This is a genomic window from Limnofasciculus baicalensis BBK-W-15, from assembly GCF_024178385.1.
Lineage (GTDB): Bacteria > Cyanobacteriota > Cyanobacteriia > Cyanobacteriales > Coleofasciculaceae > Limnofasciculus > Limnofasciculus baicalensis.
Window position 1 is genome coordinate 20,811 of record NZ_JAMZMM010000017.1, and the last position, 14,604, is coordinate 35,414.

Below are 14,604 nucleotides of genomic sequence, written 5' to 3' on the forward strand. Positions count from 1 at the left end.
TTTATTTACTGGAAATATAGGGTTTGAGGAATTCTGCGATCCCATCTACTTCAAACTCGTCTGCAAGTGCTAATAACCGATCCGCAAATTCTGTATACTTCGGGTGCAACTGTTTGATACGGTAGCTTTCTGCCTGAATATCTGTAAAGTCACAACGCAGCACAGCTTGATACAGGGCAACGAGTTGGGATGAGGGAGGAATTACCATTTCAGCAGTGGCAGCGGAAGTGTCTTGATGCTGGATTGTTAATTCTTCCTTAGTATGATAAATCCATGTTAGCTGTAAATGGTGTTGTAATTGTCTTAATAATTCCTCTGCTTGTATCGGCTTGGGCAGAAAATCATGACAGCCAGCATCCAGAGCATGGTGACGATGCCAGTCAAACACACTTGCTGAGGAGGCAATGATAATCGCATCTTGTAAATCGGCAGACTGACGTAGCTCTTGAGTCATGGCAAACCCATCCATTACGGGCATTACCAAGTCAGTGATAATCAAATCTGGCTGTACCTCCACGGCTTTATCTAACCCCTCCTCTCCATTGCTAGCTTCAAACATTTCAAAGCCAAAAGGTTCGAGTAAATTCACTACAACTGAGCGATTTTCCCAACGATCATCTACGATCAGAATTTTGCGTTTTTTCCCTTCAAATCCAATAATCGTTCCTTGTTGAGGGATGCTATAGGTTTCTTTCCAATCTGTGGCTTCGGGAAACTCCACCTCAAACCAGAAAATACTCCCTTCTCCTAGCTGACTCTGTACGTTAATAGTGCTACCCATCATCGCCACAATTTTTTGGCTAATTGTTAATCCTAAACCTGTGCCTTCTGCCCGTGCTTCACTGCTACCAACTTGCTCGAAGGGTAAGAAAATTTGCTCTAGGTTTTCGGGGGTTATTCCCACCCCTGTGTCTTCGATTTGGAAGTGCAGTTTGGCAGCGGATGGGATAACGGATGTAACGGATGATTTGTTGGTTTTTTCGGTGATTTTATGACTAGTAACTGCGGATGGGGTACTCGATTGGGGTGGGGATGATTTGTTGGTTTTTTCGGTGATTTTATGACTAGTAAATGATGACGGATCTCTAATGACACTGACTTTAAAAGTTACACTACCTTTGTTAGTGAATTTGATGGCATTACCCAAGAGATTGAGTAAGACTTGCCGCAGACGTTTTTCATCGGCATGAATACTCTTGGGAAGTATTTCGCTGGGTTGATAGCTAAATAAAATTCCCCGATCAGAAGCTCGAATACGGCTGATTTCGACTACTCCTTCCAAAAAGGAGGGTAAATGAAAATCTGTGGGCTGCAATTCCATTTTCCTTGCTTCTATTTTAGAAAGATCGAGGACATCATTTATTAATGTCAGGAGGTGGGAACCACACTGGTAAATGATGTTGATTCCTTTGTGTTCTTTCTCTGTTAATGTTTTGGAGGGTTGGAGAATTTGAGCGTAGCCAAGAATGCCGTTTAAGGGAGTACGAAGTTCGTGGCTCATATTTGCCAGAAATTCGCTTTTTGCTTGGTTGGCTTTGTCTGCTGTTAGTTTCGCTTCTTGGAGTTCGGCAGTCCTTTCTTCTACTCGTTGTTCTAATTGATCGTTGGCTTTTTTTAGATTGATTTGGGCGGTTCTGTTTTCGTTAATCACCGCAGATAAAATCAAGGTAGTTAGGGCAACAACGCCAATAAATGATTGCAATAATAATAAAGACTCTTTGACTGATTCTCTAACAAACGAACCAAAATTATGAGAAGTACCAAAAACTGCGATCGCAGTCACCAGAATAACCAGCAGAGTTGATTCCCTCATACTGAATCGAAAAGCTGACCAAATTAACAGGGGAATCATCATATATTCCACAGGATACCTGCCCCAGAAAGCAATCCGACTAATTGCGATCGCAAAAAATAACAGGATACCAAACTCTACTACCTTTAACCAGTGATATCTACTTTGGTACTCGGCTGGTTGATACCATGCTAGTATTGCTGGAGCCACAATCATTTCACCAGCTAGGGTTGAGGTAAACCAACCCCACCATGCTTCTCCATATTCTGCCCAGGGAGTCTCGCCACTCAAACCTAGGATGGTAATGGAAAGGGTGGTGTTGATTACCAAACCGGGTACGAGTAGGACAACAAATTTAAAAACATCCCCAGACTTATTTAGTAAAGGGCGATGTTTGATAAAGCGATTAATTAGAAAGTTAGTCACTACTGGATCGATCAAGCTGATTACAGCATGACTGCTACTAACTATAATATTTGGATAAAAAAGCAAGGAATTTGCTATAAATTCGCTTAATAAAATAGCAGGCAAAATTCGATATCCTAGGAGCAAAATAGCCGCTAAATATAGACCAGATGAAGGCCAGATAGCTGATGTACCATCATGGAAATACAATGCTCGGGATAAACTGGCAAGAGAGTAGTGAATTGCAGGTAGAATAAATACTGCGATCGCTACTGTTCGATTTGGAATGAGTGAGAATTTATTTTTCATCAACTACTGATAGCTAATGGCTAATGGCTAATTGCTAATTGCTATTCCCCATTCCCATTGTCCGATACGGTATCCGCTGTGCCATTCTTCTTAAGCCTCCGGCGGATAATATTTTCCTCTCCGATACACCCAGCCTGTAAGCTGCTGTAAGTATTCTTGGGAAGATAAATTCCGCACCTTGGCATTTCTGACAATGTTAATTGGGTTAATTCCAAATTCTTCACACAAGGATTTCTGAGTCAGCCCCTTAAAATTATCTAAATTTTTATCGCTATCGCTATCTATTTCTATATCTACATCTACATCTACATCTATATCGTCGTTATCTATATTGCTATCTGGGTTTTTATAGATATTCTCCTCGATAGATATAACTTCCACATCGATAAACCTGGGGGTTTTTGATTTGTCAGCATTCGATTGATTAGCAGCTTTTTCAGCTTTATCTAAGCGTTTATTTAACTCTATTACTGTATTCTGTAGCTGATTCAGCTTATCACCCAAATTGGCAATTTTTGGCTCCATCGCTACTTCAATTCGATCGTCTAGATTTCTCATCAATTCTGCTTCTAAATCAGTGGCGATTTCGATTTCCAATGGTCTATCTCCGGCAAGATAGCTTTCAATAAAAGCGGCTAATGTAGCAGAAGCTGTTCTCCCCTCTGCCTTCGCCATTTTCTGGAAGTCTTGCCATTTTTCGTGGGGAACAATGAATGTTGCTAATACCAGATCCTCTGGGTTTCTCTTTCTCGCCTTTTTGGGCATTGTATCTGTTATTTGTTGTTTGTTGTTGGTTGTTGGTTGTTTGTTATTTGTTGTTGGTTGTTTGTTATTTGTTGTTTGTTGTTTGTTAAAAAAATTATTCCCTACTCCCTACTCCCCACTCCCTACTCCCTACTCCCCACTCCCTATTCCCCATTCCCTTCCATCCGATCGATTTCAAAAAGAACACATCGACTAAACCATCGGGGTTGATTGGGGGCAAGATCTTGTGGGGAGCCTTTACCTGCAACGGCTTCCATCCGACGGCGATCCATCCCGCGATCCTCCAAAATATTTTGCACAGTTTGCGCTCTTTCCAATGCTAAAGTCTCCTGATTATATTCAGTGCTATGAGTGTAACCCACAATCTTGAGTTGAAGATTTGGGTATCTTTGCATGAGTTGCTTGATCGGTAAAATTTTGACATCTATATCAATAGATCTTACCCGATCTGAGTCTTGACTAAAATAAATACGTGAGGCAATTGAACCTGGTTTGATCTGGATCTGATTCGATACAGATTCAACTCCGGAAATTTCGGAAAATGCCTGAGCAATCTTCTCAATATTTGTGAATTGGAGTGCGGTTCCCTCTAAGGTGACTTTTCCCACTTCAAAACGAGCTGAAATGGAAATCCCGTCGATTTGATTGAGTGCTGTTACCACCTCTTGCACCTTAGCTGCTACCTCCACTGGATCGGGCGGTTGTTCGACAACAATAATGTTATTTTCTAATTGGAAACCGGGAGCTTTTATTTTAGCAATTTCCGCCGCCTGATGGCGTAGCTGAGGATTGGGTAATCTTCCCTTTAACTGTAATTGTTTTCGCCAAACATCCGCTTCTAAACGATAAACGGCTAAGTCTGGATTAGATGCTAAGGTTTGTGTCACATTTTGTTCGAGCCGACGCTCTTGTAAACTGAAATAGTGATAAATGCCAAAAGGTATCCCAATCAAACCCAAAATTGTTAATCCTATACCTAATAGGGATAGTTTTTTGGGATTAAGATGGGGGGGTGTTGGGAAAGAATGTTGTTTATCCTGTAGGGGAGTTAGCCCAGGGGTTCCCACGTAATAATTGTCAGTATTTTGTGAGTAATTTTTGGCATCTACTAACAATTGGTTGTCAAAAAGTTGGTTACCCGTAGACGTGATAGCTCCTGATTGTACTCCCAATGATAACTCCATATCTAAAGAAGAATCTGATGGATATGGTAAGGTTAGTGGCTGTTTTTCCTCTAAGCTTTTCTGGTTTTCCCAAGACTTCTCAAACACCCTCTGTGACGCGGAGACTTCTTCTGTAAAATTATCGTTATCTCCTTCTCTCTTTGTCCCCTTTTCTTCCTCACCTCCTCTACCTGCGTCTTTCCCATCTTCTACCTTTTGAATGCGATCGAGTAATTGGAAAATCGCGTTCAAAAGTTGCTCTGCTTGTTGCCCAGAAGCATCTAGTTTTTCTTCCAATCTAGTTAGTTTCTGGGTGAGTTGAGCATTCATTTGGCGAAGCTGGGATAATTCAAAATCATCTATTGATTTTCCCGTCACCTCTGAAGAAGTTTCATTCTTGAGTAACGCAAATAAACCTTCCAATACTACTACAGTTTCTGGCTCAGTGCGATCGGGTTCCAGTCGCTCCAGCCATCCTTCTAGTTTAATTCCATTCCCTAGTTTTTTCTCCTCTATTTCTGGTTTTGGCGAAGCTGTAGTAGATGGAGATTGAGTTGAAAAATCGATAATTTCTGCACTGATTATAGGGTTGTTCGATCCCGATTTTTCAGTTTGCTCAGTGCATTTTCCTTCGCCGAAGTCATCACCCTTTATTGCTGTAGCTAAGTGAGCGAAAAAGTTCTCCAGTTGCTTTTGGGCTTCAGGAGATCGATCTGAGGATTCAGATCCCAAATTGTCTCGATTAGATGCAATCGCTGGATTTTCCGGAAATGAAGTCATATCTGACTCTACAGGAAATAGGAAATGGGGGGGGCAAGAGGCAATAGGCAAGGTTAAGGGTGAAGAGTGAAACTATTTTTTTTATTCAATCTCCAACCTTCAACCTTCAACTTTCATCCTTCATCCTTTTAACTTTTGACTCACTCTCGACTTTGAGCTTCTTCAGGTAACAGATAGTTAGTTCCCTGAGAGTCAGCCGATTGTTGTAATGGCGTAATAAATTCAGTTCCTTTGAGTTTTAGGAATAGCTCAAAGAACATTTCCGCCATATCTTTTCTGGCGACTTTATCTGTCGCAAGGAGATCCACGCGCTTGTCTAATTCCTCGAATAGTCTGTCTTTCATATCTAGCAAATCGGACTGCAATTTCTTGTGGCTAGACAGGAGATCTTCGCGTAGAGATCGCGTTTGTTTGTCAATGGCTTCATCCAAAGTAGCGACATTGCTAGACAACCGCTTACTCAGGCGATCGACATTTTGCCGAATCTCATTTTTCTCTTCATTATCTTTGACATTCATCGATTTTAGTTCATCTCCCATCGCCTCGATAGCAGACTGGAATCCGGAGGAAAGAACTTGTTTTAGATCTTCTAGCCGTCTGTTGGTATCCTCCTGTACTGCCTTGATCCGTGCATCAGTTAACTCTCTGAGATCCTTGAGGGAACTTTCTACGCTTTCGATGCGATTGGTGTATTCCTTTATCTGCGATCCGAAAAGAATATCTCGGATCTGTCCAATGTCACCAAATTTTGTTCCTAGGTCAGCTCTATCGTCATTCATGTCTCTAGCTCTCTGATGTGAACGTCTATCTCAATGAATTTAACATATACCATCAAATCAATTTCAAATATATCATATCACTGAATGATTTGAGAGAAGAGCTTTTTGCCTTAACTCTCTAGACTATCTACATTTCGGTTGGGTTCTCCATCTGTTGCCATCTCCGGAGTATGAGAGGGTTTGCCATTCTTATCTCCAGCCCCCCATTTCAAATCAATCTGGAATAGGTTCCCCAGGGGATGAAGGTTAAATCCTTCTGGCGTGTAGTTTTTGGGGAGGTAATTGTCTGGGATGGTACTCCGATTCCCATCTCGGATTGCTGAGTAATCGGGCGAGAGAATTTCAATTCCCGCTTCGTTACACTTGTCCCGAATATTTTTGTGTAGCTCGGACCAAATTGTAAACTCTTTATTGGGATAATCTGTATATACTTCTAACTGATAAGTCACCGAGGAATCATTCAGGTATCTCTGAAAAGCCCCTGGAGGTGGATCTGCTAAAACATACGGGGTAATCTTAGCTGCATTAGTGAGAATTTCATAAACCGTTTGCCAAGGTAAATGATATGAAAAGTTAACTCTGGTAGCAATAATTACTGGTCGATTGCTGTCTCGCTTGGAAGCGCTATAATTCTTGATATTACTGGATAGTAAGCTGGAGTTAGGAATGGTGACAATAATATTTAGCCCAGTGCGAATTCGCGTCACTAATAGCGATTTCTCCTCAACATCTCCCTTGACATTTTCTTTTGGCCCTGCGATTTCAATGCGATCGCCAACTTGAAATGCACGAGTATAAATAAGAATAATACCAGCTACAGCGTTAGAAACTGCAGCGGAAGAACCGAGAGAAACGAGTACACCGAGAAAAATAGAGATTCCTTGAAATGATGCTGAACCAAATCCAGGTAAGTAAGGGAAGATAATTACCCCCACCAGCCCTATAATCAATAAACTCAGAAGTCTGTAGGTGGGTTCAGCCCATTCTGGATAAAATCCAGGAAAGGAAATCGTTCCTTTTCCTAATTCTCTAAATATCGAATTGATAATTCTCAGGACATAATAGGTGACAATTATAATTATAGTAACCGTAAATAAATTAGGAATATAAGATATAAGATTGCCCCAGGCTTTATGGCTTGCTGAAATGAACTTTTGCCAAATTGTTGCTCCTAAATGCTTTGTCCAAGGAAAAAGATTTAAAATTAAAACTAGATAAATAGTAGCAAATAACAGATTTACAAGTAGCCTAATCCATTTTATTATATGAATTAAGATTTCGTTGATACGATCTGAAAAGAATGGTATATAAGGTATCTCTATTGCCTTGATATTATGTGCTAATTGATAATTAAGTTTGTTGAAAATACCACCAAATATTTTATTCGTACCAATTAAGACTGCAACAAACAAAACTGTTGCAATAATGGTATACAAAATAGCATTAGTGTAATTTAATTGGTTATTCTGGATTGTTAGAGATGAAATGAACTCTAAAGCGCGATCGAGAATACTACCCCGATATACACTGTCACTTAAACTGTACTTCTCCCTGTATTGACTAACCGCACTTTTCAGTTTTTCCAGATAAGCATCACCTAATTCTCGCGGCGTGGTGTTGGCAGCACGAGCATCTGCTTCAGTAATTTTGGCAATCACCGAATCCCCGGAAAAAATAACTGCGATCCCATTCTGATCCCCAATCATCAGCGACTCAATAGGCAGGGATGTTGTTTTGGCAAATTTCTCCACTTGGCTCGTCGTTTCTCGGGAGCGCTCTTCGGGAGATGTTTCTCCCAATGCCTCTGGAATCGCGAAGAGAGTATTGCCATCTAATACTACAGTATTATAATTACTATTACTACCAATTGGACTATTTTCCTGAGCCTGAGATAATCTGGGGCTGACAACAATCAAAAACGTTACTAGAAGTAAGGCTATTAGCGAGCGCCAATATTTTTTCATCTGTCTTTTTTCATCTCTCTTTGTCAGATTCTCAGCTTGGGTGTCTAATCTGAAAATCGGGAAGGGGTAATGGGAAAGCCAATTTCACAATATTCTACTGGACAGTGGCAAAAATTTAAAGCTTGGTATTCCCGAGTCAAAATAGTAGATAGATGGGATGGGGAGATGGGCAGATGGGGAGATGGAGAAAAATAAATTGGTTTAATTTGGTTTAAACTATCTTTAAACATGGGAAACCATTCAAGACAATGACCTGTAGTGAAGTAAAATGACTCAATCAAACAATCGAGATTCAGAGGGATTACCTAACTTAGAAGATATCTTATTAGGGACGTTAAACGCTCAAAATGAGGGCGGTGATGAATTCAGTCGTTTACAAGAATTATTAGTCAAACCCGATATCTTGAGAATGCGGCAGCAAATTTCCAAATTAGAAGAAAAGTTTCCGGAAATTGTGAATATCCGCGATCGTGTTAATAAACTAGAAGAAGAATTACCAGAGATAGCAATTCTAAGTAACCGAGTTACTAATCTTGAAAAAGAGGTTGTCGATCTGGAAAGTCAAATTGACGAACCAAAAGAACTTATTAAGATCGTACTTTCTTTAATTTCTGAACTATTGAATCATAAGTTAGCCAAATTAAAGGCGGAAATACTGGAGGAGATTGTCCCTCTGATCCAGGAACAATCGCAGCAAGAGCAAACCCTATCTATTCGCGTCAGTGGCATAAACCGAGATCCAGAGTAAACAGATAATTGCGTATAATATAGTCGATAATTTAAAAATAGTCAATTACCCTCAAAATGTTTCAATAAATTTACAAACAAATCAGTAAAACTCATAAAAGTCACAAAAATAACTCCATGATATCCTTCAAACCGCTTAAAGCTTTTATCACTAATACGGTGGCTCCAGTCCCCCTCCACACCGTCTTAATTATACCTTTCGTCCTGCAAATTGCTGCAACAGTAGGACTAATCGGCTGGTTGTCTTATCGTAATGGACAGGAAGCAGTTAATAATGTAGCAGATCAACTCCGCAGTGAAACCACGAATCGCATCCAAGAGCGTCTACAACTCTACATAGAAACCCCCCATCGACTCAATCAATTTAATGCCAATGCTATCGCATCAAATCCAGCTATATTAGAAAATTCAACAGAGTTAACTCGCTTCTTGTGGAAAGAAATTCAGAGTTATGAGGGAATTGCCAACACCTATTTAGGAAGCACCGATGGTGAATTCCGCTCGGCTAAAAAACAGCTAGATGGAACCCTCCTAATCAAGAAAGCAGGAAAAGCCACCCAAGGCAATATGTACGTCTACAAAACCGATAATGCAGGTAATGCAATCCATCGGATGCAAGTATACTCTAAATATGACCCGCGTACTCGTCCTTGGTATGGAGCTGCGGTGAAAGCAGGTAAGCCAATTTGGAGTAATATTTACACTGATTTTACCAGCCAAGCCCTCTCTATTACCGCAGCGCAACCTATTTATAATCAGCAAAGACAATTACAGGGAGTTTTGGGAAGTGACTTAATCTTTGCTCAGGTAAATAAATTTCTGCAAAACCTAAAAATTGGCAAGACTGGCACAGCTTTTATTATCGAGAGATCGGGTAATTTAGTAGCGACTTCAAGCACCGCTCTTGTCCAAAAGGGCGATCGAGACAACTCACAGCGAATTAAAGCAACTGAAAGTGAGAATAAGTTTATTCAACAGACAGCGAAATATATCGATCGACACTTTGGCAATTTAACTAATATTCGCAGTAGCGAACAACTTAGCTTTGAAATTAAAGGAGCAAAGCAATTCATTCAAGTTGCATCCCTCAGTGATAGTCATGGTTTAGACTGGCTGATTGTGGTTGTTATCCCCGAATCTGATTTTATGGGGCAAATCTATACCAATAATAACCGAACAATTATCCTATCAACGATCGCATTATCCATATCAATTGGGATTGGTATTCTAATCGCTCGTAGGCTGAGTAAACCTATTGTTAGACTCACGGAAGCATCAAAGGAATTAGCAAAAGCAGCACAGAATCAGTTTGAGGGCGGCAAACTTCACCACAACCTTGAAGTTAAGGGGATCGCGGAATTGGAGACATTGGTTGGCTCATTTAATACCATGGCTCTTCAACTACAAGAATCCTTTGCCACCTTGGAAACAAAAAATGCTGACTTGCAGCACGCAAAGGAAGCCCTAGCGAAAGCCAATGAACAATTGGAAGCTGTCTTAAATGCAGTACCCGGCTCGATTTCTTGGGTTGGTGCTAACGGATTATACCTTGGCGTGAACCGCTATTTAGCTGAAACATTAAATGTCCCTCCCAATCTGATTATTGGCAAAGAAGTAGGCTTTTTTAATAATAGTCCAGACTATGCGAAGTTTATGCGTCAGTTTATTGCTAGTCATGAAGAATCAGCATCTCAAATTATTCCGATAGAAGTTAACAGTCAAGAACGATATTACTTGATGGCGGTGCAAAAATATCAACAAGGAAGTGCTACTGTATCTGTAGGTATTGATATTACCGAACGTCGGGAAGCAGAAGAAGCACTACGGATTGCCGAAGAAAATTATCGCAGTATATTTGAAAATGCCTTAGAGGGAATTTTTCAGTCTACACCAGATGGACATTATATCAGTGTTAATCCGGCGATGGCACGGATTCATGGATATGATTCGCCAGAGAAAATGATCGCCAGTATCACGCAAATTGGCTCTCAACTTTATGTCGATCCTAGCACTCGCGATAACTTCAAAAGTTTCATGGCAGCCACAGGAAAAGTCCAAGATTTTGAATATCAGGTGTATCGTCAAGATGGCAGCATCATTTGGGTTGAAGAGGATACGCGAGCAGTGAGAGATACTAATGGCAGATTGCTCTACTATGAAGGGATTATCCAAGACATCTCTAAACGTAAGCGGGAAGAAGAGTCACTCAAGCGTCAGGTGGAAGAATTACGCATTGAAATTGACCACCGAAAACGGGCGCGTGAGGTTGCCGAGATTACCCAAACTGACTATTTCCAAGAATTGCAAGCTGCTGCCGAAAGACTTCGATTTGATGAGGATGATTGGTAATTAAATGGGGAGTGAGGAATGGGGAGTGGGGAGTGGGGGATGAATAAAACTGGGTTTTGATAAATTTATGTTAAGAGCTCGCAGGAAACGATCGACTTTCCTGTACACTTTCGGTAAAGTTAGCTACAGATAAAAATCTGCTCTTGCTGTTCATATTTCTTAATACCCAAACCATTCGGCATTAGGTACAAACACTCATTCAAGTAGCTATCTAGTCAGGGCAGATGCGATATCGCCCTTTTTCTGGAAATTGGGCGAAACCTTTAATTTTTTTTTCAGTGTGATGTGAGGATTATCCATTTGATTAATTTCCCGACTCAGATAAGTCGATTCCTTGCCATAGCCATCGGAGTTAAAGACTATAACTCAGTCGCAGTTAATCCCAAATTTAGGAAACTTTGAGATATGAAAACGCAAGAACTTTTAAATCGATATGCTGCCAGAGAAGTAGATTTTCGCGAAGCAAATCTCGCCGATGCTATTCTAAATAGCGTCAATCTAAGTCGAGCTGACCTAAGTCGGGCTGACTTGAGCCGAGCTGATTTGAGTGGTGCAGACTTAAGTGGTACTTGTTTCCAGGAAGCTAACCTTACCAACGCTGACATGGTTGGTGCTGACTTAACCGGGGCAAACTTAACAGAAGTTAACCTAATTGCTAGTGACTTGACTGGGGCAAACCTGAGTGGCGCTGACTTAAGTGGTGCTGATTTGCGTTGCGCCAACCTCCATCAAGCCAATCTCACTGGCGCAAATCTGACTAATGCGGATATCAGCGGTGCGGATATGAGTGGCGCTTCTCTCAAAGATGCTGTGTTAAATGGTACTTCTCTGAGTGGTGCAGATTTAATCGGTGCTGATTTCAATACCGCGAATCTAACTGAAAGCCAAATGAAGGAATCCCAAGGTATTTCCCATCACTGGGTTAGTTGGAATGGTAGTTGCACAATTGATAAATAGTGAGGAGCTATCCCTAATTAAACCTAAAACTTACCGAGTTTAAGAAACCCCGAGTTTAAGAAACCCGGTTTCTTCAAGAAACCGGGTTTCTCTGTAACTTCGGAGAAACCCCGAGTTTAAGAAACCGGGTTTCTCTTGTGTACTGCATAAACCTCTAATCTCCTGTATATTAAATTGAAACCTCCTCAATATCAGCCAAATTAATTAATACATTTCTATTCCCCTTCATCCCACTTTCCACCAGCCGCTGACATCGAACCGCAAAACTACAATCCAGACAGCGATTAGTAGATACCGGGATTTGAGGAAACGGTATGCTATCGTAATTATACCGCTCCAACCACATAGTTAGTCGAGATAACAACTCACTTAAATCCTGTCTAGTTTTTTCGTGTTTTACACTATCATAAGTAAACGTCAGCTTTTGGGGAGATGGTTGAGACTTAACAAACCAATAAGTCATAGAAATTTGTTCTGGCAAATAATCAGTTGTTTCTGCTAAAACATACAAATATAATCGCGTCTGCCAGTCTTGAGCTAACCACTGAGATTTTTTTGGTTGTGGATAAGTTTTCCAATCCAAAATCTGGGCATTTGTCTCATCTTCAATTAATAAATCATATACAACTGTCAATAAATATCCTGCTACATTCAACGTGCGACAATGCTCTGCTTCCCGGAATGTTTCCCAATTTTTAGTAAAAATATCTGGCGCAGCATTCACTAACGCCGTAACCCACTGTTGCAGTTGACTATCTTCCTTTACCAGAGATTCTATTGGTAATCCAAGCTCCCGCTGCTGCATTACCAAGTGAAAGCGACTTCCCCAAGTCAAATGTTCCTGTTGTTGTGGCGATACAGGCGTGCCCAACTGCTCAAAGTAAATATGCTGGAATTTCCGGGGGCAATTTTCCAGTATATTTAACTGTCCTTGGGATAAGCGAGTTAGTATTGGGGAGTCAATTTCAGCCTTCATAGCAAATCCGAATTAAAGTAATATTTTGCACCATTTTTAATCATCCCGCAAATCCGCCAGGGATTAAAATCCCTGTCTCACAGCTAAAGTCGGTTGAAACCGACTCCGGATAGGCATTTCAGTCCGTTTTAACGGACTTCAGCTATTAGACAGTGGTTAAAACCACTGGCGGTTTATCGGTAAAGGCGATTATTTAACAGTGGAAGTTGATTAAACCTCATCAAAAAATTATCCCTCGCAGCCGCTGGTGCAGCATGTATCGCACTTTGAATTATGGTGATTATTTATTAGCCTCCATCCGTAGGGTGCGTTACGCTACGCTAACGCACCAGCATCTCTATCTATGGCGCACCAGCCTAATTCCTAGTTATTTAACACCAAACCCGCCCCTACTCAAAACCCTATTTAGTCAGAACAAATACACTCCCTTCATTCCCCCTGCCAATCCGCAAATCATCATCAAGATAAGTAATATCTAGCCACCCTCGCTGCTCCCGATTCTCAATCTTCACATCCAGAGCCGTAAACTTTTTACCCGTCTCGATTTGTTCGATAAAATTATCAACAGACTCATAGCCAATTAACCGTTGCAGACCAACAATAGACCGATCGAACCTGACATTAACCCGACGTTCAGAAACAGGTTCAAATCGAGCGCAAACACTAATTAAGCCTTCCAGATAGGGTAACCCAGAAACCTCAGCAATATTATAAATCTTGGCATCTTTAACCCTAACACATTGGTAAATTTGACCCAATTGCCATAAAGGAATTCGACCCAGATTTAAGAGATCCTTACTAGTTGTATAGAGCAAACGCCAATTACCTTCAAGTAACTCCCTAACCTCCAGAGGGCGGGGATTCGGATTACGGTCTTCTAAATTTGCGATCGCAGCCAGGATCGCCATTTTATCCCTTTCTGTTGCCAACAGCCCCCGATTCTTCCCCGCGATTCCTTCCAATAATTCTGCTTTCCCCAACATGCCCCACTAACCTCCATCAATTAGAGAACTCTGCCTTAATCCTACAGATAGCCGTGGCAAAACTGCTATAATCCCTAAATAGCACTTCCCAATCCAATCACCTATTCAACTATTCTATGTACAATCCCTCTTTGCGTGAAGAACCTCGCGAACAATTAGCTCAAGTCATTCCCCTCCAGCAAGAGACATCGCTGTTAAATTGGTTAGAAGCAAGTGGTCGCCTCATCCCACGGGATAACGCAGAGGTAGAGTTCCCTAATGCTGAAGAGGAAATCTCTGAACTCATGGGAGCCGATGACACTGACTATGACGATGACGATGACGAAGAACCCATAGAAGATGACGCTTAAAGCGGGAATGGGAAATAGGGAAGGAGAGTTTTGAGTTATAAGTTCTCAATTAAACAGGACTCACGCAAAGTATCCATCTGTAGGGTGCGTTATCCTTTGCTAACGCACCATCCCCACTATAAATAGCATCCCAGAGGAAATCCTGTTAAAAATATTTTGACACTCTCAGTTCTAAAGAGGGAGTTTCCAACCCTCATCCCCAACCCCTCACCCTCAAAACAAAGTAATCAACTTGACACTCCCCGGTCTAAAGACACGGGGATTCTTAAGACATCGAGCGCCTTA

General features: G+C 41.1%; 12 protein-coding genes and 1 pseudogene. 5 read left to right on the forward strand and 8 right to left on the reverse strand.

Features of this window, described 5'->3' with window-relative positions; genetic code table 11:
* Position 1: 1 nt before the first annotated feature.
* From NJ959_RS03355 to NJ959_RS03375, 6 genes and pseudogenes are all read right to left on the reverse strand, one after another.
* A complete protein-coding gene (locus tag NJ959_RS03355; protein ID WP_254010333.1) occupies positions 2–2,506 on the reverse strand; it encodes an MASE1 domain-containing protein in 2,505 nt (834 codons plus the stop codon).
* Between the two features lie 90 nt (positions 2,507–2,596).
* Positions 2,597–3,271 (reverse strand): hypothetical protein, encoded by a 675-nt coding sequence (locus NJ959_RS03360; RefSeq protein WP_254010334.1) that lies wholly within the window; start codon positions 3,269–3,271, stop codon positions 2,597–2,599.
* A pseudogene (locus NJ959_RS30940) lies at positions 3,272–3,358 on the reverse strand (glycosyltransferase family 2 protein); the annotation flags it as partial.
* A gap of 56 nt (positions 3,359–3,414) precedes the next feature.
* A complete protein-coding gene (locus tag NJ959_RS03365) occupies positions 3,415–5,214 on the reverse strand; it encodes a BON domain-containing protein (protein ID WP_254010335.1) in 1,800 nt (599 codons plus the stop codon).
* Positions 5,215–5,354: 140 nt separating this feature from the next.
* Entirely contained in the window at positions 5,355–5,993 is a 639-nt protein-coding gene (locus NJ959_RS03370; RefSeq protein WP_254010336.1) for a hypothetical protein, read from the reverse strand.
* A gap of 110 nt (positions 5,994–6,103) precedes the next feature.
* Entirely contained in the window at positions 6,104–7,957 is a 1,854-nt protein-coding gene (locus NJ959_RS03375) for a mechanosensitive ion channel family protein (RefSeq protein ID WP_254010337.1), read from the reverse strand.
* A gap of 69 nt (positions 7,958–8,026) precedes the next feature.
* Here NJ959_RS03375 and NJ959_RS30070 point away from each other — a divergent pair, with 69 nt between their 5' ends.
* The 4 genes from NJ959_RS30070 to NJ959_RS03390 all read left to right on the forward strand — a co-directional run bounded on the left by NJ959_RS30070 (position 8,027) and on the right by NJ959_RS03390 (position 12,010).
* Positions 8,027–8,152 carry a hypothetical protein gene (locus tag NJ959_RS30070; protein WP_256528662.1) on the forward strand — a complete coding sequence of 42 codons (126 nt, stop codon included), beginning with the start codon at positions 8,027–8,029 and terminating at the stop codon, positions 8,150–8,152.
* 73 nt (positions 8,153–8,225) lie between these two features.
* The gene (locus tag NJ959_RS03380; RefSeq protein WP_254010338.1) at positions 8,226–8,705 is read left to right on the forward strand and encodes a hypothetical protein; all 480 of its coding nucleotides are present in this window, start codon (positions 8,226–8,228) and stop codon (positions 8,703–8,705) included.
* Between the two features lie 116 nt (positions 8,706–8,821).
* Positions 8,822–11,053, forward strand: coding sequence for a PAS domain S-box protein (locus tag NJ959_RS03385; protein ID WP_254010339.1), 2,232 nt, complete (start codon positions 8,822–8,824; stop codon positions 11,051–11,053).
* A gap of 405 nt (positions 11,054–11,458) precedes the next feature.
* Entirely contained in the window at positions 11,459–12,010 is a 552-nt protein-coding gene (locus tag NJ959_RS03390) for a pentapeptide repeat-containing protein (protein ID WP_254010340.1), read from the forward strand.
* A 169-nt stretch (positions 12,011–12,179) separates the two neighbouring features.
* Here the strand turns inward: NJ959_RS03390 and NJ959_RS03395 are convergent, their stop codons facing one another.
* A complete protein-coding gene (locus NJ959_RS03395) occupies positions 12,180–12,986 on the reverse strand; it encodes a PD-(D/E)XK nuclease family protein (protein ID WP_254010341.1) in 807 nt (268 codons plus the stop codon).
* Positions 12,987–13,387: 401 nt separating this feature from the next.
* Complete coding sequence (locus tag NJ959_RS03400; protein WP_254010342.1) at positions 13,388–13,969, reverse strand: PAP/fibrillin family protein; 582 nt, start codon at positions 13,967–13,969, stop codon at positions 13,388–13,390.
* 116 nt (positions 13,970–14,085) lie between these two features.
* On the opposite strand from NJ959_RS03400, the gene NJ959_RS03405 reads away from it, so the two are divergent.
* On the forward strand, positions 14,086–14,319 hold the full coding sequence (locus tag NJ959_RS03405) for a DUF3134 domain-containing protein (RefSeq protein WP_254010343.1): 234 nt from the start codon (positions 14,086–14,088) through the stop codon (positions 14,317–14,319).
* Positions 14,320–14,604: the final 285 nt, after the last annotated feature.